Genomic DNA, 23,903 nt, shown 5'->3' on the forward strand with positions numbered 1-23,903 from the left:
AAAAGAAGAAAATTTTTCATTTATTTTGGCATGTTTCTGGTTATTTTTTCTCTTATTTGCGTATCCACTTCTCCTAAGGCCTTAGTTAATAATTTCATGTCTCTATCGTGCAAGTCTTTAGGTAATTGAGAAGAGGCTTGCATTCTTAACTGTATAAAAGCTTTTAGGACGTCATCAGGTAATGTTGAAGCTAACTTAAGGTTAGTTTTGCATAAATTTAGATATTCTTAATCGGTAGCCTTTTCTGCCATTTCTCGTATTAGATCTTTTAGAGCGTTTATCTTATCCTCATCTTTCATCTGAAGTAATTGTTGGAACAATTTACCCATTGTTTCTTCTCTTTATTTTTCTTGCATTTTAGCTATTTGGAGAATAGAAAGTTGAGACATGATATTACATTGATTTAAAAAGTTATAAAAGTTTAAACGGAAAAAATACGCTAAACTCGAAAAACTCCGTTAAACTCTTTTTGCTTTTATCAGCTCATCGATTTTAGTGGTAGATTCTCCATTTTTCTCTATTTCTTGTTTTGCAGGATAATAATCTAAGTAGTTAGGTATATTTTGCATTATTCTTTCTTCAAATGTTGGAACTAGCTCGTTCTCATAAAATACTCCAATAGGTATTTTGTCTCCCCATTCGAGTGCTTTTAACATAGCTCTCTCAAACTTTGTTTGTTGATCTGCCTCGCTCTTTACTTTAGGATCCCAAGTAGGATCGTTATCTAATTTGTAAATTCTTTTATCGTACCATTCCTTAGTATTTATATCATTATATGTCGGACAAGGTTGTAAAACATCTATAAATGCTAACCCTTTATGCTTAATTGCTTTAACTATTAGATCTTTAAGGTGCATTACATCGTAGGCATATCCTCTTGCAACAAAAGTGTATCCCGCAGATAATGCTACTGAAATTGGATTTACAGCGTCGTTTATATTTGGTCTAGGTAACGACTTAGTTTTTAAACCTCTATGAAGAGTGGGTGACGCTTGACCTTTTGTTAATCCGTAAACTCCATTGTCGTGAACTATTACTGTCATATCAATATTTCTTCTGCCAGCATGAACAAAATGCCCCATTCCTATACCTAGTCCATCACCGTCTCCTATGTTTACAATTACTTCCAATGATGGATTAGATAATTTTATTCCGGTGGCATAAGCTATAGACCTTCCGTGTAATGTGTGTACTCCTCCTATAGGTAACTGTATAAAGTGAGGTATCTTACCCGAGCAACCTATTCCAGATACTACTATAACTTTTTTAGGATCTATCCCTAGTTCCTTTATTGCCATTTCTTCTGCTCTTAATATTCCAAAGTTTCCACAACCTGGGCACCAATCTACGAATACAGGTTTATGCTCCTGCACTTAACACCACCCTCTTTTCTCCTTTTTCAACAATTTGTTTTACACCTTCAATTATTTCTTCCCTAGTTATAGCTCTTCCCGTCCATTTTAATATGTAATTAGTTGGAAATATGCCAGTATTTTCTGTAAGTATTTGAGCACCTTGTGCCTCATAATTATTCTCAACAGCTATTATCTTACTCTTTCCTTGAAGCAACTTTCTCATCAAGTTCTTTGGATAGGGATTAAACATTTTCACTTGAATCATCATTACATCTTTTAATTCGTCCATAGCATCTATTATTGCTCCCTTAGGAGAGCCCCAAGTTAATAGCACTATATTTCCATCTCCTACAACGTTGACTCTTTGCTCCTCTGGTATTTCTTTATCCGCAGTTTCTAATTTCTTCATTCTCTTTTCATACATTTTTATCCTATTTTCTGTTCCTTCAGTTATATGTCCTTCCTCATTATGTTCGTCTCCTGCATAAAACATGCTTGCCTCTCCTAAGAAAGCTCTAGGAGAAATTCCATCTTCTGTTATTTCAAACCTTCTGAAAAAGTCTCCGCTAGGTTTTACTATTTTTCCTCTTTCTATAGGAATTTTCTTACCTAATATATGATCTTCATCAAATACCGAATATGCATTAGCTAATGTTTTCTCAATAATATGAATTACCGGCGTTTGATACTTTTCAGCTAAATTGAAAGCCCAAACGGCATCCCAGAAAATTTCCTCATGATCGCCTGAAGCTATGACTATCCTAGGAAATTCTCCATGGCCAACGTTAAGTGCAAATTTTAAATCTCCTTGGCCAGATCTTGTTGGTAAACCTGTTGATGGCGCACCTCTCATATAATATGTTATAACTACTGGTGCCTCGTTCATTCCAGCCCAGCTTATTCCTTCAGCCATTAAAGCAAAGCCGGGACCAGAAGTTGCAGTAGCTGCTCTAGCTCCAGTTAATGTTGCACCTACAGCCATATTTATTGCTGCTAATTCATCTTCTGCTTGAACAACAACTGCACCTCCTTTTCTTAATTCGCCTGCCTCGACTATCATATCTAGATTTTGATTAGCCTCGATATATGTACTTTCGTCGCTTGCTGGAGTAATAGGATAATAAGATTGGAATCTAAGACCCGCAGCTAGTTTTCCTATTGCAGATATTGTATTTCCATCAACCTGTATTCTGGGTTTTGAAACAGGAATTTCTGGCAATTTATAATGGTTCTCCGTTAAGCTATATCCCAATTCAGCTGCCATTGTATTGAATTTAATAAAAAGATCGTTCTTAAATAGAGAAGATATTGCTTGTTTTAAGTAATCTAATTTAAAACCAAAGAGAGATATAGAAGCAGCTACAGCTATGATATTCTTTGCTCTTTCAACTACCGACAAAGGTAATTTATATGCGTCGGCTACTCTCTTTAATAACTCTAGATAATTGATCGGTATGGCTTTTACTCCCTTTTTTTCAAGGTAAGATATGACGTCTTTTACTGTATCTCCTAATCCGTTTTTAGATAATAATTCCCTTACATGTTCAGCTATTTCTGGTTCCATAGATCTGACCATGTCTAAATTTGTTCCTTCCACTCCTTTGTCATAAATAATAAAATCAGTAACTTCCGTGAAATGTTGGAAGATTGTTTCTGCGTCAAATGTTGCTAACACGTTTACAGTCGAGGAAATGCTATGCAGAGGCTTTTCACTAAATACTACTTGAAAATACGAATGTCTACCTTTAATATTGGAATAGTACTCTCTATTACCATAAAGATAGTAACCAGCTCTTGCTACCGCATTTCCAAAAATGGTTGCCGAAGTATCTACTCCTAAACCTTGTGCTCCTCCTATCATCCAAGAATATCGTGACATATTATAAATTCTCGAAGGTAGAATATAAAATGCTCTCACGTAATTTTATAAATGAGTATTTTAACAAAGTTAATTGGTGCCTTTAATAGAAAGTTAAAATAATATTGAATGCGTAATATTTAATTCGTATCATAAACATTGTAAAAACTTAAGATGGTATTATCTGGAAATTTCTGAAAAATTTCTATCATAGATCTTAGGAGACTTTATCACTTTCAAGCCTCACTCTGGGAAAAATAAATATACCCGTGAAAGTAGTTAGCACCTATGAAGTACCAAGAATTAATTTCAATAAAAAATGATATGTTTATTTCAAAAAATGCAGCAGATATGATAATGTATATGAAACCAGGAGAGAAAATGGTCTTTAAGAAAAACCAGGAGTTATCTTTAATAGTACACAAGGGTGAAGGAGAACTAAGTATAGGGAAGAGGCGTGTAAAACTGAAGGAGAAAAGCACTATAATTAGTAAAGAATCCACAGAGAAAATTATAGTGGCCTTAACGTCTATGTTGCTATTTATTCATATAGAGGCTATTGCTTGATTAAATTTTACTTTCAATTCTTTTTAACCTAACTTTTTCCTCAAAATTTTTCTTAAAGTCATTGATCCACCTAGATATAAATAATCTAGAGATTTTTTCAAACCATCCATCATAGTCGAATATCAATGTAACCTTTCCTTGCTCAATCAAAAACTCCAAATTTCCAGTTCCGCCTTTATTTATTGTAAAGACATATTTTATTCTTCCCTCAGTTGAGGAATAATAATTGCCAACTATCTCAAAAGGAGTTCCTAGGAATTTTCCTTTACAAGTGTATTTTCCTTCACTTGTTTTAACTTCCTTAATTGGAGGGAATAAATTAGGTAATACGAATGAAGGATCAGAAAGAACTACTAACAACGCATTACTTTCATGCTTAGTTTGTATTTCAGCAACAATTCTCATGCTTCATCATTATAAAATTTAAGCCTAAAGGTTATAAATGTGTGCTATTTTATCATTAAATAAAATATATCGAATATTATCTTCTTTCAACATTAAATTCATGATTACATTTTATAAAGAAAACTTTATTAACTAGAAAGACAATATATGTAAATTCGTGACCAGTATGAGTAGTGAAGTAATATGTCCAAAGGACAAAATAGTCTTTGATGCTAACAGGGGAGAGTACATCTGTACAGAGACGGGAGAAGTGCTAGAGGATAAAGTTGTAGACCAAGGACCAGAGTGGAGAGCTTATACAGAAGAAGAGAACAGAGAAAGAAGCAGAGCTGGTACAATTAACTTAGCAGTTCATGATATGGGTCTTTCAACCTATATGGATACAAGGGCAAAGGATAGAATAAAAGCCATGAGATTGAGGAAATTACAGATAAGATCTAGGGTAGGTACTTCAGAACAGAGGAACTTAGTTAAGGCTATGACAATACTAGAGAGAATAATAGACAATTTAGGATTACCAAAGGCAGTGAAAGAAGAAGCTGCAATAATTTATAGAAAAGCACTAGAGAAAAAGCTAATAAAAGGTAGAAGCATAGAAGAAGTAGTTGCAGCATCAGTTTACGCAGCTTGTAGAAAGATGAATATTCCGACAACTTTAGACGAAATAAGCAAAGCTACTTCTGCTAATAAGAAAGAGATAGGAAAGGCTTATAGATTATTATTAAGGGAAGACGTTACAGAAGTTCCTGCAAGCGATCCTAAGTACTATGTAATGAAGATAGCTTCATTATTAGGACTTAGTGGTAAAGTAATGACTGCGGCTACGGAGATTGTGGAGAGAGCTAAGAAAGCTGGAATAACTTCTGGTAAAGATCCTGCAAGTATTGCAGCGGCGGCAGTATATATAGCTGCAAACATTAACGGAGAAAGGAGATCTCAAAGAGAGATCTCAGAAGTGTCTGGAGTAACGCAAGTAACTATAAGGAATAGGTATAGGGAAATTGCTAGGGAGTTAGGAATAGATATAGAAGGTATAAATTGAATATTTTTATGTAATCAAGTATTTGCTTAAGATTTATAACGAGAACATCTAATTTCTCATATGCGAAGGTTTTATTTATTCTTCGTAGTTACGTTAGCTTTCTATTTGATAGTGTTTAGGACTTTATTTGAGGTTAATGCTTTTTCCTTGCTAGATACTGAGCCAAGTTACCTATACTATAGGCAATATTTGTTTTCTATTCCTACACCTTTCTCATATTTTTACAATTTTCTTAATTCAATTTGGTGGAATTCGCCAGAGAAAATATTTACAGTATTGCCTTTTATTTTAGGCACTACTTTATTTTATGTAATGTCATCATATTTTAATTTGATAGAATGGAAAAAGTGGATTTTATCATTTCTTTTTATGCTTAACCCAGGCACGGCACTTATTCTTTATGTAGGAGATGCACCGAGTATATTAATGTCTTATGCCTTTGGTCCTTTAGTATTTCTATTGGGTTATCGACTAGCAAAAAATATTAATTTAAAAAATTTTCTGATTTTATCTTTAGTATTAATAGTTGCAAATTGGATATATTTTGAGTCTTTTATTCTAGATTTTATATTTCTATTGCCCATATTATTTTTTGCTAGTAATAAGATAAAATTTCTTTTAGCCTCCCTGGCATCTTCGGCGTTATCCTTTTTATCTCTGGTAAATTACGAAGTTTTAGTTTACGAGATAGTTGTCCCTTCGTTAAATATAACGAGCGCTCATTATATACCATTATATGTTAAAGAAATGTATTATATTTCTTTTTATTTAGGAATATTTTCAATCTATCTTTTCATTAAAAAGTATAAGATACCTTCAGCTATAGTTTCAGTATCTCTAATACTTTTGTTGTCCTGGCTTGTAGTCTTTGTAAAAATTCCTAACATACCTCTTATAAATGCAATATTTTTAATATTTCAATCATTTCAACAGAAGTTTATTCTTTTTATTTCAGGATTAGTTGTGATCTCCTTTGCGTTTTTAAAATCATGGAAATATATTTTCTTTATTCTATTTTTAATGAGCTTGGCAAATATGCCTTGCATTAACTTGTATACGCAAGAGCATGTAACTGCTTATGCTATACTAACATTTAATGCTAATAATTATGCTGTATGCGAGGAGTTTTTTAAATTGCAAAAATTTATTTATGAACATCCAGGATTTTATTATATAGGAATAAATAAAACGTTTTTATTAGAATGCAATTTATACTCTATTTATAAATATGAGAATCTTATTCCAAATTTACTGCCAGTATCTTTTTCAATATTTGGTGTTAATGCAAAGCAATTAGCTTATGAAGGTATAAAATATTATCTAGTAGTTAGTAATGAAACTCCAAATTACTCTAATTTTAAGCTAGTATTCTCATGCGGTAAGTTTCACTTGTACGAAAATGAATGTTTTAAATCTATAGCTTTTTCAGCCAATGGAGAGCCACTTAATGTTACAGTTACTCCTTGTAAGGTGATAGTTATAGGTAACTCCACGTTTGCTAAAGTATTAGTACCTTATTATGGTTTATGGAAAGGTGCTAGAGATTGTAACGGATATCTAGGAATACCTATGAATAACGGATATGGAGAGGCTATAAATGAAGCTTATTATATCAACCAATATTTAATTATAGTAGATTTCATAGTATTAATAATAATATCTGGGCTATTAGCCAAACTGTGTTGGAGTAAATTGAGGTCAGTAATATGGCTAAAAAGGATGTAAAAAATTATATATATTCATTTCTTTTGTCAATATTTCCATCTTTTTCAGTTTATCTTAGTTCTTATGATCAACTAATGTTCTTTTTAATCACTCTAATTTTATTTATAATTTTAAGATTTGATTTTAGATTTCTTATAATATTAGGCATAATAAATTTAATATTTTCAGCCTTATTTTTCTTTATACCTTTAGGTAATGTTGCATATTTTTATCTTCTTTTTGGAATCATTGGCATAATAATACAAGATTTTTTAGGTAGTAAGTTATCTAATAAAGCGAATGAAAAAGCAAGAAAAAAGAAGACAAACAAGAGGAAATAAAAAAGCAACAAAAAGAGATAAAAGTATTAAATCAATAATTAATAAAATATCAATAGTACTTATGATAATATCTTTCCCATTTTTATTGGATATATGGGCCTCCGCATTTATTAAGGGTGCTTATTCTGTAAATTATGTAGCTATTGCATTAGGTTTATTCACTTTATCATTCATTTTGAGAACAATAACTATGAGAAGTTAGAAATATTGTAATTAAAAACAACTATTTAGATAAATTTTTATGATGAAGATTTAAATTCCTTCTTGAAGTATGCTAATCTGTGATAATAACTTTTGCACCATTACCCAGTTACGGTAAGTCGCATGTTATCTCATTCCTAGCCATGGGTCTGTCTAAAAGAGGAAAGAAAGTATTAATAATAGACCTTGATCCTAAACTTTTTATAACTAGCTTCTTCGTCAGGCAAAGAAATATTTATCCTGGTATTAATTCTTTTCAAGATATAGATATAGTATCTTTGCCATTCTTTGAATACTCGTTCTCTACATTAAATTATAACATTCTAAGTAAGATGATGCAGGATACTAAAATAAATACTTCCAATTATGACTTTGTATTTATTGATTTTAAGCCTGGTGTTTCAATAGTCTCTATGAATGCCGCTAGTTTTTCCAATTTTATTCTCTCAACAATATCCACTGCTAAAATAAAGGAATTTAGAGAAGGAGTTCAGTCTATATTCCAATGGATGTCATATTTTAACTTGGACTTAAAATACTTAGGAAATATCATAATAGCTGAAACTAAACCAGAAGAGCTTGCCCAACAAGCATATCTGGGTATAATTGATGCTTTAAAGCCCTTACCCGACGAAAAGATTAATGAAGTTAAAAAGAGGATATATCCATTTAACGGAACGTTAGATTTAGTTAATTTTAATACAATAATTCCAGTTAGAAGAGATCTAAATGATCTAAAATTTACTGATAAAAGGAAATATCCTCCAGTATATAGATTACTTAACTATGAAAGAACTAGAAGCATAATCAATAATCTTGTTGACGAGTTTCTAAATAGAATTAATATGGCCTAATCTCTTCATTTTAATTTACAGATTCGCCATTATTTCTACAAAAACAAAATTATGATTAGGCTATTAGTACTCACCTAGAGTTCCTTTTTCTCTCGCCTTTTTGAATGAAAAAGAATACATCAATAGTCCTAAGGGAATTAGAATAATGTTAAACAGTAAAAGAATCTCTATACACTTTAAAACTTGAAATATACCATATCCATAAAGCATAGCATTTCTTAATCCGTTTAAAGCCCACGTTAGTGGTAGTGCGTAGCTTATATATGTTACTTCTGGCGGCATTATTGTTACTGGAAACACTACTCCACCTAAAAGAGTTGTAAAAGTGGAGAAGAAGAAAGAGATGGGATTTCCTTGCTTTATTATCATTGTAAATGCTGCAGACATAAAAGCTATACCTAACGTAGACGAGATTAAAAGTAAAGTTAACACTAATGTGCTTAATATATTAATTTCGTATCTTACTCCTAGCAGATCGCCTATTGTTAGAATAATTACCGCATTGATAGTATTTATCGTAAATCCCCATATTGCGGAATAAATTAAAAATGATAGGACCCCAGATTTTGAAAGAACATAATATTCTATTGTGCCATAAAGCTGCTCATTCCTTATTCTTTGGCTTATTGTAGTTATGACAGAAGATACGTATCCTTGAAACGCTAAGCCTATTACAAAGAATCTCGTATAATTTGTTACGTGAATATCTTGTACTACCTTATTCCCAAGTGAGGTCCCAATGAAATAGTAAGTAAATACTGGTAAAGTCCATGAAAGAACAGTAAGTATAACTTGAGTTCTATATGAAGACCATACTTTAAATCCTCTAATATAGAGGAAGGCGTAAAGTTTACTTATTATTCTCTTAATCTCCATGGTCCGCTTCTCCCCCTGCCTATATCCTCTTCTACTTCTCCTACGAAATGAATATAAATATCATCTAATGTTGGATCTTTTTCTTCCACTTCTTTATAATGTACTGTAACTTTATCAATTTCTGTCTCTGGTATTCGTAAAATGTACTCCTTATCAGTGGAATAAATAACAAATTTCCTAATCTCGTTATTTATTTCATGGGTTATAACTTCCAAGACTTTTCCAGTCATTCTTTTTAACTCGTCTAAAGTGCCACTAGCAACTATTTTACCTCTTTTTATTAGGAATATGATATCAGCTAACTCTTCTATCTCTCTTAAATAATGGGAAGATAATAGAATTGTCTTGTTCTTTTCCTTTAATTTCCTTATAGTAGCTCTAAATTCCCTTGCTGAAACTAGATCTAACCCTAACGTAGGCTCATCCATTAAAAGTACTGGAGGGTCAGTTATTAATGCTCTAGCTAAAGCTAATTTTTTCTGCATTCCCGTACTAAATTTCATGTAAGGTACATTTTTCCATTCAGATAAGCCTACAAAATCTAGTAATTGGTTTGCTCTCTTTCTAGCATCACCTAAAGATAGTCCTTGTAAACTTGAAAAGAAAATTAAATTATCTAATGCCGTTAGTCTGTAATAGAAAGCTCTCTCGCTTACTGTTACTAACCCTATGTTTTCTCTAACTTTCTTTTCCTCTCTGGTTACACTATAACCATTGATAAACGCATCTCCAGAAGTTGGTAATACTAATGTTGATAAAATCTTAAGTAAAGTAGTTTTTCCTGCGCCATTATGACCTACAAGTGCTCCAATTTTGCCTTTTTCAACATTTATACTAACAGAATCAAGGGCTTTTATTTCTTTTCTCTTTATTTTAAAAATCTTTGTTAAGTCTACAGTCTCAATCAAAAAAAAATCTACCGATATCGATTTAGTTTTTTACTTTTTAAGCTTTAATTAGATTATGCCAGACGGCAAGATACCTTTACAAGCCGAAGTTTATCTAGATGGTGAGAAAGTTGAAGCTAAGGTTTTCCTCCACGTTAAAGGATATAAGAGAGCTAGAGTTACTCATATAGACGTTGAAGGAGACAGAATCAAAGGTTTATTAAGACCTAGGCATTCAGTGTATCCTCTTGTTGAATGGAAAGGAAATGAAGCGATATTTCCGATAAATGAACACAAAATAAGGATAATAATACCAGAGATTACATTAAATTTTAATGGGAATCTTTACGTCGGTGGAAAGGGTAAGGGAATTTTTCTCGGCTTTCATAGAAATGAAATTAGACAGCTAGAAGAAATAGCTAAACAGAAAGGTGTAGAACCAATTGGCAGAGAGTCTAAAGCTTAAAAACATTTTAGTATTATGCACTTAAAATTCTCATAGTTTAAAGTCTAATCCTTATTAGTTTTCAAGCTTATATTACCAACCTTCTACAATTCGAATATTTTTGAAGGTAAGTATTTATTCATTTTCTTGAATTAGCCTTGTTTATTACCCATTTGAGTAGGTTAAATTTAAATTGCAGGGGCTAAGTTTTACCCGAAATGGCCCAAAGAAAAGATTTATTCATTAGGGAATCCTCCGGGTTAGTAAGAGAAATAAGTCCTTGGGCTTCATTATCGGCAACCTTTGGATTAGTTACCGGAGGAGTTCCTATTTTAATATTAAGTTGGCTTTTTACAGCTCCTGGAGCAAATTGGGTTTTATCATTCCTCTTAATGCTACCGCCAACACTAGGAATGGCTTTCTTATTTTATATTGCTGGTATATCAATGCCTAGAGCCGGAGGAGATTATGTATTTAATAGTAGAGCTGTTCATCCTGCTATTGGTTTTATCAATTATTTTGGACTTTTTGTGGCTTTTGCACTGTCCTTAGGATACTATAGCTACTTGGCGGCACAGTGGTTTGGTTATTTATTTTCCTCTATAGGTTTAGCTTACTCTAATCAATTTTTCCTTAGCTTAGGTTGTTGGTTTTCTAGCACTACTGGAAGTGTAGTTATTGGAATATTAGTAGTTTTCCTTTCAATTATATTATCTATAATTCCTAGAGTTCAATGGCGTTTCGTATTTTGGGGAGGAATAATAACCCTTATCTCATCAATAATAATGTTTGTATTCCTCCTTCAAATAACACCTACATCCTTCTCTACAGCATTATCTTCTTCAACTGGCATTCCTAACGCATATAATGAAGTAATAAATGACGCAATGTCTAATGGACTAAAATTCTATCCCTCATTATATGCTACCTTTCTTGCTGGTCCAGTAATATGGTACTACTATACCTGGTATAATTTACCTGCATCTTGGTCTGGAGAAATGAAACAAGTGAGGAAAAACGTTTTATACTCAATTATAGTTGCCATTTTAATAATATCTGCTTACTATATACTATTTACTTACATAAATTTAAGAGCATTTGGCTGTAGATTCTTAACCTCCTGGAGTTACATTAGTAATTGTGGGATCAACGATCCTGTTTATAAATCACTGTCATCCATAGGAGACTTCACTCCATATTTTGCATTAATAGTTGATCACAATTTACTCATCTTCATGATAATGTTCATAGCTTTATGGCTTCCTAACTTCTATAGTAATCCCCCTTTAGTAACTTCCTTAGTAAGATACTTATTCTCATGGTCATTTGATAGATTAATGCCATCTTGGTTAGCTGACGTTAATGAAAATCTAAAGGCTCCAGTTAAAGCTACATTACTTGTAGGCGCTATGGGAATAATTGGAGTTCTACTTTATGCATTTAATACAGTTGTTGCATTAGTAGACGTTACTGTAATTTTTGAAATAGGTTACGCAATATTCGCTTTATCAGTAGCATTAATGCCTTATGTAAGGAAACAAGTTTATGAAAGATCAGTTCCAATAAAGAGAAAAATCTTGGGAATTCCTTTAGTTAGTTTAATTGGCTTTCCAGTATTCGCTTTCTTAATGTTTATCTTAGCTATAACTCGGGGAAATCCGATTCTTTTGCCAATTAATATTGAAACTTTAGCTAGCTTAGGAATAATATATGTTACTGGTAGCATAATATACATAATAGCGACACAGTTAAATAAAAGGAAGGGAATAGAAGTGTCTTTACTATTTCAGGAAATACCCCCAGAATAGTTTTGTTTATTTTCCTCAATATTTTTCTCTTCTCCTTTTTTAATGTAAAACTTTCTTGCTATCATAAATAACACTATTACAATATACGAGTCTACAAATGGAGCAAAGTCTGTAACATAAAAACTAAATTGTGTGTGATTACCTAACACGTAAACTAAGACAAAACCAAGCCATTCTGACCATGCGAACATTGTAGTCATTATCATCTTTAGGTTCTTCATTACAAAAGCCAAAGGAGTTGTTACAGCCCATAGAATCATTATAATTGGATTCACGTTAGCATAAAGTCCATGGCCCATGTTGAAAGGATGTATGTTTAAAAACCAATCCCATGGCTCTGAGATTTGAGTAACTGCATCTAAAGATATGTGCCCATTGCTTATATCCCAGACTACCGTATTTGCAATCTTTGCGTGAAGCCAAGCTAAAGGTCCACCTTCATAGATTATGATTGGCAAGGAAATAATGAGATAAACAAATGCTGGAATTCCTAGACCTAGGTAAGCTCTCTTAATCGGTTTTCTCTCTATTTCGCCAATGTAATATAACGCAGGGAAAATTAACATTACTGCTGGTTCTTTTGAAGCTATAGCTAAGCCTAAAAATATAGCTGACAATAACAACTTGTTCTTTAACAGAAAATAAAGACTAAGAAAACTGAAGAATGCTACATATATATCAAGCATTGCTATTCCGTGAAGTACCCATAAATTAGGGCAGGAAGCTAATATTATTGAAGTAAAAATTCCTCCCAGATTTCCTATTAGATCCTTACCTAATATATCCCTAGTAAAGAAGAATCCAGTTATTAAAATAAGATCGCCTATTATCCAGCTGGGTAGTCTCCAAGATAGTGGATAATAGCCCATGACTATGATAAATATATCCATAATATATTTCGCTAAAGGAGGATGGCAAATATTGATAAAAGTCTCAATGCCAGGTTTATCCGGATAAGGAAAATACATTGGTGGACTTATGTGAAAAATAAGTTTAAGCATATTATATGCTGCAGTAGGATACCAAACTTCGTCACCTATATAAGCGTTAATAGGAAGAAATGTTTTTATCGTAAAATATGTGTATGTAGCAACTATTACGGCAAGTAATGAGTAGAAGAGAATGTCTACATATTTTCTGCTCATAAAATGATTTTTATTTAGTTATAATTAAGTCTATTCAAAACTGCTATTAGATGATTTTAATGAAGAATAACTGTAACAAATCTCAAAATTATATCCTATTTTCTTGCATGTAACCTCGTTTTTATTCTCTATGATACTAAGCATGATATATAGGTTATATATTAGCTTTATAATCTTTATTGCATATAAAGTTGTTAAACACAATAATACTTTTCATGGTTCGATTAAACTTTATTATTTAACTTTAAAATTTCCTTTCCAAGATATTTTACTTGTTCAGGGATTTCTACATTAATGTCATTAAGCATGAAAAGACTTTCAATAAACGGAATAACTACTTTTATTCCTTCAAACTTATTGGCTAATCTCATTGCCTTATCTAAATCCTCTGGAAAAGGAGGAACAAGATTTATTACAATTCCTAAATATTGGCCAATTTTATGAGGGGTTTGCTCTATTTCTTTTATGTATTTAAGGGTCGACTCTATAGAAATTTCGCTCGAATCTGATATATATAGCCTGAATATTTTTTCATCTGGAAAAGTTTCCCTAAATATTCTTAATTCGCATTGTACTTCATCGTCATTCCATTGTACCATTGAAGGATTATCTACTATAAACGCTTGAAATCCGTTTCTAACTATTTCTTGATATTTTTCCTTAATTTTTTTGTACAATTTTTCGTCTCTTCTAATAATATCTAAATCTACGTAGAACCTAGCCCCATCTCCATATAGCTTAAGAATGTAAAAATCTCCTCCATCTTTTGTTTTAACTTCTTTAAAATAGGTTTGCTTATCTTCTTCTTTGTCCACTATTGAAGCTAATAATCCTTTTCCTTTTATTTTAGCTAAATTAGATACCCAACCTAATGGATCTCTATCAATTAGTAAAGTCTTTACTCCATTCTGTGAAAAATATTTTGATAAAAGTAGTGCTATAGTCGATTTACCGACTCCGCCTTTAGTACTTAGTACTGAAAGTCTCATTGTCTAATCAAATTATTTAAAAGATTTAAAGTTTTGTACACTTCGCTCTAACATTTTTAAGAAAAATTAGATTAACATTTTAGGTCTTATTTTGAACTTTCTATATAGTAATACGAGTAATGACGGTGCTAGATAATACCATAAAAGCGAGGTCTCCAGGATTGCTGCAACTGATAAAGCAAATCCAATTTCCTGTAGTATTGCTGCTTTTACTAACATTAAAGATCCCATGGTTCCAGCAAATATTAAGCCTAAGAATATGATAGTCTTTCCAATAGCTTTAACGCTCTTCCCTACTGCTGTTTCCATGTTCTCTCCTTTCTCTATTTCTTCATGAATTCTTGCTATTAGGAATATGTTATAATCCATCCCAATTCCAATTATTATCGCAACTAAAAATAGCGGTACAACTGCAAAAATTCCATAGCCTAAGATATTTACAAATATTAACCTCTCTAAGCCCAGTGTTATTCCTACTGCAGACATTATAGTAAATATTACAACTCCTGAAACTGAGAATGATCTAGTCATAATTACTAACAACACGTACATAGTAACAGTAATTAACAAGAATATTTCCAGAAAGTCTGTCTCTATAAAGTGTAATATATTATAAAGGTCTACTGGTCCTCCTCCTACATAACCTATATGCAAGCTCTCTATATTTTCTACAACTCCGAAAGCTTGAGTTGAGAAGGGTGGGTATTTTTGATTTACTACAAATAACATATATCCATGCGATATGTACTCAGTATAATTATATTCTGATAGTTTGCAGTATGGAATTAGTCCACCGTAAGGCGATACTGGAGACTCAACAGCAGTAACCCCAGGTATAGATGAAAGTTCTTTGTATATGTGAACCGCATAGTTGTAGGTAGTTTGATTGAAGGTTGAAATAGGTACTACTACATATATTGGAAATACGTTTGACGTAGTAAATTCTTGACTTAATAGGTTAACTCCTTCACTTGCTTGAGAAGGTGGCATTAGACCTAGTATATTGGTACTTAATGGCATAGATAATGCTATCATCGAGAAAATTACTACCAAAGTAACAAATATTCCTACCTTAGTAGCTGGTCTGGAGACTGAATAACTTTTGTTATTATTATTTCTATTAAACTTTGCTGGGAAGAATAACTTATCTCCTGCTGCCTTTAATATTGACGTGAAAAGAGTAGTTGCAGAAAGCCATACTACAAATACTGCTAGCATTTCAGAAATTGAAGTATCAGAAACCAGCGGTACATTGTAAATGTAAAGGAACAAGAAAGATAGCATTACTACAAGTGCAGTTAAAGTTACTGCCCTTCCTCCCCATCTTACTGCTTCTTTTGCTGCCTCATCTTTTGATAAGCCGTTTCTCCTTTCTTCTATGTATCTACTTGAGATGAAAACTACGTAATCTGTGCCAAGTCCTAAAGCTAATAATAACACTTGGCTAGGAGTTAGGAAGTCAACAGTTATGCCTAGGAGTTTTATTACTATAAGCCATATTAATACAGAAGATACTAAGAATGCTGATAAGTATATTCCTAAAGGAACGAAAGCCGCTACAAATGATCTGAAATATATTCCAGTAATTATTATAGCTAGAGCTATTCCAACCGGGATTGCTATTGCAAAAGCGCTATTAGCTAATCCTCTAAGTTGTTGATCTATAGGTTTAGGTCCGGTTAAGTAAGAGGTTAAAGGAATTATATTTTTAACACAATTTTGAAAATCCTTTGCCTCATTTATTGTGAAATTTCCTTTCATTATAATCAAATAGTAATTCTTATAGTACAATGCATCCGTAATATTTGGAATTGGCGTCACTGGGAATTCGTTGTCTCTAATCAGTTCTGAAACTAATGAAGATACACTTTCGTTCCTAGAAAGAACTTCTTGTAATAGACTTCTATTTACACATATTATTGGAGTAAAATTGACATAATTGCTTATTAATTTTGCAGTTAAATTATACACGCTGTCGTTAGTGGCAGTTTGCAAATAAATTAAGAATTCTTTAGGAGTTATGTTTGAAGCGTTAAGTATTGGTTGAAGTTTGCTTAACTTAGGTGAGATAAGATATGCGGTTAAGTTACTTATATTATGATAATAGAGTAACTGTTGGAAGAACCATTGCGGCAATTTACTTTCGTTAGAAGCCTGGAGGGAAACGAAGTTAACATATTGCGAATATTCAGTAAAATTACTTATTTCGCTAACTAAAGTCGGGGAAACGTTATACTGAGAACTTACGTAATCTACTGCAAATTCATAAGGGGATTTACTTAAATTATAATAAACTGCAGAAATGAATGGTCTCTCAGTTACATTAGCCTTAGAAAGTATAAGATCATAAGCAAGTTCCTTGAAGTTTGTTTGGTTTAAAACCTCCTGGAGAAATGTTTCGTTAAGTCCGGTCTTTTCTGAATAGATGTTTAATAGTACATCTTTAGGTTGATTATAGTACAACTCCTCAGCAAGTTCGAGAGGTACGTGTTTTGTCTCATTAATATAATTTACTGTAAACTCATAGTAAGGAAGATTTTCTTCAAAATTGCTTATATTTATATAGTTTTCTAAATATAAAATGAATGAATTATTGGGAATAAGCAACGATGCGTTTTCTATGCTTATCTGTGCTCTTTGTACGAAGTTTGTGCAGTCACTCTCTAGCCAGAATTTATAGAACGCATAGAAGAATTTACTCTCGTTCACGTTATTTATTAGTTTGCTTACTTCTTCGAAAGCTTTTTCGCTAGAGTATGTGAAGTTATGCGTTTCATTGTATATTTCCAGGAAATTCTTTAAAAATAAGGAAGTGTAGCCATAAAGGAAAAGTGATACATTATGTGCTGTAGAGTTTATTTCTATTTCTCCTTCCTTTATTTTACAGAATGTTGATAAATTATTCAGCATTCCTTGGTGAAGCTGATAAAGCCTAATTGTAGTTTCATTAATTTCGTTACTAACGTTAATAAATGCAACTTCGACTTTTTTTGTTCCATAATTTAGTTCCTCTAATTTTACGATAGTATTATTTAACTCTATGTATTTACAACTAAGATTATTTTCAGCTTTAATTTCTCCACTCTTTATCTCCAGGATTTTTAGGTAAAGAGAGTTTGTTGAATTCTGTAATTTTGATAATGTAGTATTTAGTAAATTCCTTTCTAGAGAGTAATAACTTATAACTGTTATATTTTCGTATGAAGTTAAATTTGCCAAAAATAATGAATATGGAGTAACGTTTCCTTCTATTATTAGAATCGCGTTAGCCCCAGAAGCTCCTTGCAAGTGAAAATATTTTGAAACTATGTTCTCAGCTTGGGCAGAAGTACTACCTGGTGTCGATATGTTTATTTGATAACTAACGCTCTTGAAGAAAAGGGTTGAAAAAGGTGCAGATATTGCGAGCACAATAATCCATATAATGAGCACAACGTACCATTTTTTTGAAATAAACTCTGAAAACCTTGAATTCATACGTGAAATAGATATATCTAAAATATAAGCTTTTCTAGGGAGTTTAACTAACCTTCTTTGGAATATCTCTATGTAAAAAGCTAATGAATGCTATAATTATTGCGAAACTCGAATAACCCAATATGTATGCAATAGCCGCAATAGTAGTTCCCGGAACTACAGGAAAGATTTCCAATGCCTCAACTATTATTGTAGCATGAGGGATTCCCTGAGCTATTATGTAAGGTAACTCCGTAGACCCCCACGCAGGTAAGGAAATAGCTATACTTATTAAGAAATACAAGCTGGTTAACTTAGCTACAAAAAGCAATACTGCACCAATTATTATTGAGCCTATTAGAATAGTACTAGAGACTAGAAATGCTAAACTGCTTCTCCTAAAAATTTCACCAAACATAAAGCCTATTGAGAAGAAAGTTAGAGTTGAAAATAAAATTGATAACACTACTACTGGCAAGTATTGGAGTTCTACTTGATTTCCAAAGAAAGAGAATGAAAAATTAACGCTAATGCTACCATAAGTAGATAGATTAACATTACTAACAAATAGCCTCCCAAGAATTTACCTATTAAAAATGATAATCTTGTAATAGGTTTAGTCATGAAGAAATCTACTGTGCCTTGTTCGTATTCCTCAGACATTGCCCCAGATGAAATAGAAATGGAAATAAAGTGAATTAGCAAGCTTTGCGGTAAAAGTACTCCTGCTAACCATAACAAATCTTCTATAGGAGATAATAATTTTTCTATTCTGGGCGTTCTAAACTCAGCTAGGGAAAGATATACTCCTATTTCGAATAGGAAAGTGATTGCAATTAAAGTTATTACCTTCTTTCTTGCAATTGCTCTCTTAATTTCATAAATCATAATCTTCTCAATCATTAGACATTGCCTCTTTAACTATGTTTAAGTATGCCTCCTCTAGTTCGTTATCTAAGTAAAAAGACCTAATTCTTACTCCAGCCAAAACCAACCTTTTAATAAGTTCTTCCCTCTTATCCTCAGTAAGAGTTAAGATAACCTTATTTTTACCTTCCTCTTCCACTCCCTTGATAAAGTTTATTTTGTTTGCTTCAGCCTTTAGGTTTTCAATATCTTCAGTTTCTACTATTACCCTTATCCCTAAAAATCTCTTTATTAAATCCTCTACAGTTCCTTCAAAATACACAGAACCTTTAAAGATGAAATAAACTTTGTCTGCAATTTTCTTTACGTCTTCCATTTCATGCGAAGTCATTAGAACTTTCCTACCGTCTTTTGCAATATTTTTTACCATACTTCTAAAGTTTGTTATTAATACTGGGTCAGTACCCATATTAGGTTCATCCATTATTAGAACTTCAGGATTACCAAGCATTGCTTCGGCTATAGCTATTCTTTGTATCATTCCTTTACTATATTTTGCAATTTTCTTATCAGCATTTTCTGTCATTCCTACCATTTCAAGAAGTTTAGGAATTTCGGATTTATCAACACCCTTTATCTTTGCAGAGAATTCAAGTACTTCCCTCCCAGTAAGGAAAGGGGGGAGATTAGGTAATTCTTGAATATAACCTATCTTTTTGAATATTGATTTATCCTTAAATGGATCTTTATCTAAAATTCTAACTTCACCATCGTCTGGAAAAATCAAGCCCAAAATGATTCTGATTAAAGTAGTCTTTCCAGCTCCGTTAGGGCCCAATATAGCAGTTATTTTACCTTTTTCTGCCTTTAAACTAACTCCGTTTAATGCCGATTTATTTCCATATTTCTTTCTTATTCCTTTCGCAATTATCATGTAAAATAACATTGCATTTAGGAATTTTTATTCTTGTGTTATTCCCTCCATTTCATAGCATATCTAGGTAATGATATAAAGACCACGCTCTCTAAGATAAATACTACGATCGCTAGCAAACTCATTTTTTGTAAATTTAGTAACCCTTGAACTATCATGGATGCTGATGTTGAAGGAGATAGCAATAGGGCGTATAGTACATCTTTTGGAAGTATTGAATACGGATAATAAAGAGGAGGAAGTATTGTAAAGATTAACGAGAGGAAAGTCGATAACCCCCAAGAATGCCTAGTATGCTTTATTAAGCTGGCCAGAGTTATTGAAAGAGATGTTGTCGATATGAGCAATATTGCTGATATTCCTAAAATAGCAAGTAATTGAAAAGCAGAGAAAACGTGAAAGATTAAGCCTAGAATAATGTAAACTAGTACTCCGGGCAAAGTGTAGATGAAATTTCCCAAAGTCAGTCCTAGGATATAATCCATTGGGCCTATTTCAGTTGCTACCAATAGATCTTGTAACCTTAACTGTAATCTTAGGAAAGCAAAATCTCCTATTAATGATATAGAATTAGATACTATTACAGAAATTAATCCACCCACTATTCCGTAAGCAAGGAGTTCACCTTTGGATATTATATAAATGAAGAAAAGTAAAGATAAAGGTAAAGATAGATACGCCAAAATGTAAATTGGTGCCCTTCTTATGTTAGAGTATCCGTAAAACCAGGCAAATGCTAAAATAAAGTTACTCCTCGTCATAATATAACCCCTTCATTATCATTACATCTTCTAGGCTTATTGGTTTTATTACTACCCCTTTTCCTACAAGTTTCTTCGCTTCTTCTTCATCAACATAGGAAAGACTTAAATTGCCAACTCTTATGTCTCCTTTTCCTTCTACCCTTACCTTACCCCTTAATGGAGATAATAAGTCCTCAACTGTTCCATATTCTACTAACTTTCCTTTGTTTATTATTGCTATTTTGTCGCAAAGCTCTTCCGCTTCTTCCATATAGTGGGTTGTTAAAATTATCTTTGACTTCATTTGCTTAATTGCAGACCATACTTCCAATCGCGAAATAGGATCTAAGCCCGTAGTAGGCTCATCTAAAAATACTACATCTGCATTTGAAGCTATTGCCATAGCCACGAAAACTTTTCTTTTCATTCCTCCTGATAATTCGTCTGTAGGTTTATCCATTACATCTCCTAATCCAACTTCTTTAAGTACATATTTAGCGGTCCTTAATGCTTCGGAAATTGAAAATCCTCTCGCTGTCAAATACATCGTTACATGCTCTAAAGGCGAAGCTATTCCCATGGGTGAAGCTTCTTGCGGAATGCTTGCTATTATTTTCCTTACTCTCTTTACGTCTTTAATCACGTCAAACCCTTCTATTAATGCCTTGCCAGAAGTGGGTAAAAGCTGAGTAGAAAGAATTCTAATCAAAGTAGTTTTCCCGGCTCCATTTCTACCTAGTATGCATGAAATTTTCCCATCTAGAGTAACAGTAAGCTCGTCTAAAGCTCTTGTCCCATCCTTATAAACCTTGGTTAGTCTGTCAGTAAAAATCATAAGGAAATAATTCCATTTGAGGTAAAAAGATTGACATGACTATGCTAAAACAAACGGCAATGTATAATAATTATTCTAACATATTCTTAAATGCCGTTAAAGGATATAGTATTTATGCAAACTCAAACACCGCCTGGACAAAAATACATCAAGAAGTTTATATATTATGCGGCATTAGGAGTTCCAGAAGTTAACATCCAGCAATATAGACTAAAAATTTCTGGTCTAGTTGAAAACCCTATAGAATATACTTACGATCAACTCTTGACAATGATAGATACTAGATATACAAGAGATTTCCATTGCGTAACTGGATGGAGCGTAAAGGACGTTTATTGGGAAGGAGTTAAAATAAAAACTTTAGTCGAGAAGGCAAAAGTTAAAGAGGAAGCAAAATGGGTAATATTTTACTCTCTAGATGGATATACTTCAGTAGTTCCAAAGGAAGATGTGTTAACCGAGGATTCAATAATAGCTTTGAAAATTAATGGCAAACCCTTAAGTATAGAGCAAGGATTTCCTGCAAGGCCCTTTATGCCTCACCTTTACGGTTGGAAGAGCGCAAAGTGGTTAACTGAAATAGAGTTTACTTCTAAATATGTAGACGGTTATTGGGAAGAAAGGGGCTATAATGAGAGAGGTAACGTATGGGAAGAAGAGAGGTTTAAAGGACAAGGAGGTAGGCATCATTTACCTAGGAGACCAATTTTAACCTAAGCATTCCTTTACTTTTTGAACTACTGCCTCAATTTCTTCCACCGAAGGAGAAGGCACAAAAACTCTCCAGCTTTCGTCATTTATTGATGGAGTAGCTAAAATTGCTGATATCAGATCTCTGCAAATTTTATCCATTTTATTAACATCTTTTCCTTCCTCGATTTTTTCCTGAACGTAAGATTTTATTAAAAGCATTGCAGTTAAAGGTTTGCCCATTTTTGCAAGGCTTATTGCTTCATCCATAACATATGATATTAAAAGAGAGTAAATATTCGTTCATGTTTTGATGAGTTTTATAATTTATGATTCTAGATCAGTATTATGAAATATAGAACTGTTAAGCTTAGGATGATAATAAGCCTTATACTAGTTGTTATAGCATTTACTTTAGCTTTCATGTTATTACCTTACCTCAATATGACAAATAACACCTCTATAACTAGTGCTATAGTAGTTAATTCTCAAATAGTAGATAAATATTTTGGAGGAAAGTGGAATGAGAATAATAGTCTTTCAGGTTATGTAGAACCAGAAAAGTCATATTACATAGTTCATTTCTATAACGGCACTACGGATAATGTTAGTTCTGGAAACTTCACGCTCATTAATCCTACAATAAGTAAATACCTTGGAATAATAGAGGTTGAGCTTAGAAATATTAATTTTACAACATTTTATAACGAGAATCAGACACTCTCAATTATCATATTAAATTACACGTCGACTATGGAACCTAAAAATATTTATAATACAATATATACCACATTTAAGGACAATAGTAAGGTAATAGCGCTAAGCTTTCATAATATAAGCAGCAATGCGTTTATAGCTTCTATAAACTGTTATCAATTTTCTATAGGATATTCTGGTAACGAGATCGTTATAGTATTCTATAAGGGATACGAAGACGAGTCATTAGCAATAACAGATCTAACTAATTATATGCTATGATGTTGTTGAAGTAGGAATTACACTATTAAATTTGTCATAAAGAGCTTTATGTTTCTCCTTTATCTCTTCCAGTACTGCTCTTATTCCCTTAAAAATATTTTCTGGGGCAGAAATCTCGTTTAATCCAAAGGGTGATTGTAAGTACGCTTTTCCGTCTTTAATTACAATTTGGACTTTAGATAAAACTTCTCCAGTAGTAACTTCGTAAGTTACTTCCTCAGCGATGTGAACTTCATTTCCTACAAGGAATATTTTTATTGTAGATCCTTCAAAACACATCTCTAATGAGTCCTTTTCTGGATAAATTGAAACTTTCATAGAAAGAAATTTGCCGTGAATAATTTAACATTTTCTACAATTTAAAACTCTAATCTATAGAAAAACGAATAAAAAGAAAAGAAGAAAAATAGCTTAACTTATTGTGAATGTAGCAGTCTGTTTTGCTAAAACTTTTGATGAAACTGCAGGAGTATATAGCTTTATGTGGTATGTTCCAGGAGACAAATGGAATGGCAATTGTAACTGGAACTGTGCTTCGCTACCTAATATTACTACGAAGCCACTGTACCAATTTGTGTAATCTTTCTTATTCTCATTCCAAGGTGCTTGTATTACCTTGACTGTATCGTTAGATATGTTGTATGAGTATAAGAATACGTGCCACGTTGAGTTGTAAATTTCCATTATTGGTGCTGATGCAGGATATGCATCTGGTCCGCAGCAATCAGTGATATTCAATATCAAATATGTTCCTTTTGCATTCTCATAAGCCGAAACATAAGTAATTTTCAGTAGAGGTATCTTTGAGTGGTTAACTAAAGGTCCTACAACATTACCGTAAGCCCACTGACCCGTAGCTAATATCCAACCAACTACCAGTATAGCGAATATTATACCAATTATTGTTACTCTCTCCATTTCCA

At 32.6% G+C, this 23,903-nt stretch carries 26 protein-coding genes; 9 read left to right on the forward strand and 17 right to left on the reverse strand.

Annotation, left to right across the window (positions count from 1 at the left end; genetic code table 11):
• Positions 1–20: 20 nt before the first annotated feature.
• The 3 genes from D1866_RS13680 to D1866_RS07360 all read right to left on the reverse strand — a co-directional run bounded on the left by D1866_RS13680 (position 21) and on the right by D1866_RS07360 (position 3,234).
• Positions 21–143, reverse strand: coding sequence for a hypothetical protein (locus tag D1866_RS13680; protein ID WP_269199627.1), 123 nt, complete (start codon positions 141–143; stop codon positions 21–23).
• A 315-nt stretch (positions 144–458) separates the two neighbouring features.
• The gene (locus tag D1866_RS07355) at positions 459–1,373 is read right to left on the reverse strand and encodes a 2-oxoacid:ferredoxin oxidoreductase subunit beta (protein WP_155861117.1); all 915 of its coding nucleotides are present in this window, start codon (positions 1,371–1,373) and stop codon (positions 459–461) included.
• Complete coding sequence (locus D1866_RS07360) at positions 1,360–3,234, reverse strand: 2-oxoacid:ferredoxin oxidoreductase subunit alpha (protein WP_231136269.1); 1,875 nt, start codon at positions 3,232–3,234, stop codon at positions 1,360–1,362. Before D1866_RS07360 ends, D1866_RS07355 begins: the two co-directional genes overlap by 14 nt.
• Positions 3,235–3,501: 267 nt before the next feature.
• Here D1866_RS07360 and D1866_RS07365 point away from each other — a divergent pair, with 267 nt between their 5' ends.
• On the forward strand, positions 3,502–3,780 hold the full coding sequence (locus D1866_RS07365; RefSeq protein WP_152941574.1) for a hypothetical protein: 279 nt from the start codon (positions 3,502–3,504) through the stop codon (positions 3,778–3,780).
• On the opposite strand, the gene D1866_RS07370 is transcribed toward D1866_RS07365, so the two are convergent.
• A complete protein-coding gene (locus tag D1866_RS07370; RefSeq protein ID WP_152941571.1) occupies positions 3,781–4,185 on the reverse strand; it encodes a DUF3211 domain-containing protein in 405 nt (134 codons plus the stop codon). It lies immediately after the preceding gene.
• A gap of 166 nt (positions 4,186–4,351) precedes the next feature.
• Between D1866_RS07370 and D1866_RS07375 the strand changes: the two genes are divergently transcribed.
• The 4 genes from D1866_RS07375 to D1866_RS07390 all read left to right on the forward strand — a co-directional run bounded on the left by D1866_RS07375 (position 4,352) and on the right by D1866_RS07390 (position 8,327).
• Complete coding sequence (locus tag D1866_RS07375) at positions 4,352–5,227, forward strand: transcription initiation factor IIB (RefSeq protein ID WP_013774903.1); 876 nt, start codon at positions 4,352–4,354, stop codon at positions 5,225–5,227.
• A 60-nt stretch (positions 5,228–5,287) separates the two neighbouring features.
• A complete protein-coding gene (locus tag D1866_RS07380; RefSeq protein WP_152941569.1) occupies positions 5,288–6,952 on the forward strand; it encodes a hypothetical protein in 1,665 nt (554 codons plus the stop codon).
• A 279-nt stretch (positions 6,953–7,231) separates the two neighbouring features.
• Entirely contained in the window at positions 7,232–7,474 is a 243-nt protein-coding gene (locus D1866_RS07385; protein WP_152941567.1) for a hypothetical protein, read from the forward strand.
• A gap of 79 nt (positions 7,475–7,553) precedes the next feature.
• A complete protein-coding gene (locus tag D1866_RS07390) occupies positions 7,554–8,327 on the forward strand; it encodes a ParA family protein (protein WP_152941565.1) in 774 nt (257 codons plus the stop codon).
• A gap of 63 nt (positions 8,328–8,390) precedes the next feature.
• Here the strand turns inward: D1866_RS07390 and D1866_RS07395 are convergent, their stop codons facing one another.
• Both D1866_RS07395 and D1866_RS07400 read right to left on the reverse strand, forming a co-directional pair.
• A complete protein-coding gene (locus tag D1866_RS07395; protein WP_152941563.1) occupies positions 8,391–9,203 on the reverse strand; it encodes an ABC transporter permease in 813 nt (270 codons plus the stop codon).
• Entirely contained in the window at positions 9,185–10,111 is a 927-nt protein-coding gene (locus tag D1866_RS07400) for an ABC transporter ATP-binding protein (protein WP_152941561.1), read from the reverse strand. The genes D1866_RS07395 and D1866_RS07400 overlap by 19 nt, the downstream gene beginning before the upstream one ends.
• A 55-nt stretch (positions 10,112–10,166) precedes the next feature.
• Here D1866_RS07400 and D1866_RS07405 point away from each other — a divergent pair, with 55 nt between their 5' ends.
• The gene (locus D1866_RS07405; protein WP_152941559.1) at positions 10,167–10,556 is read left to right on the forward strand and encodes a transferase; all 390 of its coding nucleotides are present in this window, start codon (positions 10,167–10,169) and stop codon (positions 10,554–10,556) included.
• Between the two features lie 197 nt (positions 10,557–10,753).
• Positions 10,754–12,343 carry an APC family permease gene (locus D1866_RS07410; RefSeq protein WP_152941557.1) on the forward strand — a complete coding sequence of 530 codons (1,590 nt, stop codon included), beginning with the start codon at positions 10,754–10,756 and terminating at the stop codon, positions 12,341–12,343.
• Here D1866_RS07410 and D1866_RS07415 read toward each other — a convergent pair.
• The 8 genes from D1866_RS07415 to D1866_RS07445 form a co-directional block, all read right to left on the reverse strand.
• Positions 12,322–13,488, reverse strand: coding sequence for a glycosyltransferase family 39 protein (locus tag D1866_RS07415; protein WP_152941555.1), 1,167 nt, complete (start codon positions 13,486–13,488; stop codon positions 12,322–12,324). The two genes, D1866_RS07410 and D1866_RS07415, sit on opposite strands and share 22 nt — an antisense overlap.
• A gap of 224 nt (positions 13,489–13,712) precedes the next feature.
• Positions 13,713–14,477, reverse strand: a complete 765-nt coding sequence (locus D1866_RS07420) for a nucleotide-binding protein (RefSeq protein WP_152941553.1) — start codon at positions 14,475–14,477, stop codon at positions 13,713–13,715.
• Positions 14,478–14,543: 66 nt separating this feature from the next.
• Positions 14,544–17,954 carry an MMPL family transporter gene (locus D1866_RS07425; protein WP_152941551.1) on the reverse strand — a complete coding sequence of 1,137 codons (3,411 nt, stop codon included), beginning with the start codon at positions 17,952–17,954 and terminating at the stop codon, positions 14,544–14,546.
• A 43-nt stretch (positions 17,955–17,997) separates the two neighbouring features.
• Positions 17,998–18,411 (reverse strand): hypothetical protein, encoded by a 414-nt coding sequence (locus D1866_RS13440; RefSeq protein ID WP_231136270.1) that lies wholly within the window; start codon positions 18,409–18,411, stop codon positions 17,998–18,000.
• 11 nt (positions 18,412–18,422) lie between these two features.
• The gene (locus D1866_RS13445; protein ID WP_231136271.1) at positions 18,423–18,836 is read right to left on the reverse strand and encodes an ABC transporter permease; all 414 of its coding nucleotides are present in this window, start codon (positions 18,834–18,836) and stop codon (positions 18,423–18,425) included.
• Positions 18,829–19,734, reverse strand: coding sequence for an ABC transporter ATP-binding protein (locus D1866_RS07435; protein ID WP_152941549.1), 906 nt, complete (start codon positions 19,732–19,734; stop codon positions 18,829–18,831). Before D1866_RS07435 ends, D1866_RS13445 begins: the two co-directional genes overlap by 8 nt.
• A gap of 38 nt (positions 19,735–19,772) precedes the next feature.
• Entirely contained in the window at positions 19,773–20,495 is a 723-nt protein-coding gene (locus D1866_RS07440; RefSeq protein WP_152941546.1) for an ABC transporter permease, read from the reverse strand.
• Positions 20,482–21,312 (reverse strand): ABC transporter ATP-binding protein, encoded by an 831-nt coding sequence (locus D1866_RS07445; protein ID WP_152941544.1) that lies wholly within the window; start codon positions 21,310–21,312, stop codon positions 20,482–20,484. Before D1866_RS07445 ends, D1866_RS07440 begins: the two co-directional genes overlap by 14 nt.
• Before the next feature lie 114 nt (positions 21,313–21,426).
• On the opposite strand from D1866_RS07445, the gene D1866_RS07450 reads away from it, so the two are divergent.
• On the forward strand, positions 21,427–22,029 hold the full coding sequence (locus D1866_RS07450) for a sulfite oxidase-like oxidoreductase (RefSeq protein WP_152941542.1): 603 nt from the start codon (positions 21,427–21,429) through the stop codon (positions 22,027–22,029).
• On the opposite strand, the gene D1866_RS07455 is transcribed toward D1866_RS07450, so the two are convergent.
• Entirely contained in the window at positions 22,021–22,272 is a 252-nt protein-coding gene (locus D1866_RS07455; protein WP_152941541.1) for a hypothetical protein, read from the reverse strand. The two genes, D1866_RS07450 and D1866_RS07455, sit on opposite strands and share 9 nt — an antisense overlap.
• Before the next feature lie 78 nt (positions 22,273–22,350).
• Between D1866_RS07455 and D1866_RS07460 the strand changes: the two genes are divergently transcribed.
• On the forward strand, positions 22,351–22,980 hold the full coding sequence (locus D1866_RS07460) for a hypothetical protein (protein WP_152941539.1): 630 nt from the start codon (positions 22,351–22,353) through the stop codon (positions 22,978–22,980).
• On the opposite strand, the gene D1866_RS07465 is transcribed toward D1866_RS07460, so the two are convergent.
• Positions 22,975–23,298: a hypothetical protein gene (locus D1866_RS07465; protein ID WP_152941537.1), complete on the reverse strand. Its 324-nt coding sequence runs from the start codon at positions 23,296–23,298 to the stop codon at positions 22,975–22,977. The two genes, D1866_RS07460 and D1866_RS07465, sit on opposite strands and share 6 nt — an antisense overlap.
• A gap of 93 nt (positions 23,299–23,391) precedes the next feature.
• On the reverse strand, positions 23,392–23,898 hold the full coding sequence (gene doxA, locus D1866_RS07470; protein ID WP_152941534.1) for a thiosulfate:quinone oxidoreductase small subunit: 507 nt from the start codon (positions 23,896–23,898) through the stop codon (positions 23,392–23,394).
• Positions 23,899–23,903: the final 5 nt, after the last annotated feature.

Source organism: Acidianus ambivalens (genome assembly GCF_009729015.1).
Classification (GTDB): Archaea; Thermoproteota; Thermoprotei_A; order Sulfolobales; family Sulfolobaceae; genus Acidianus; species Acidianus ambivalens.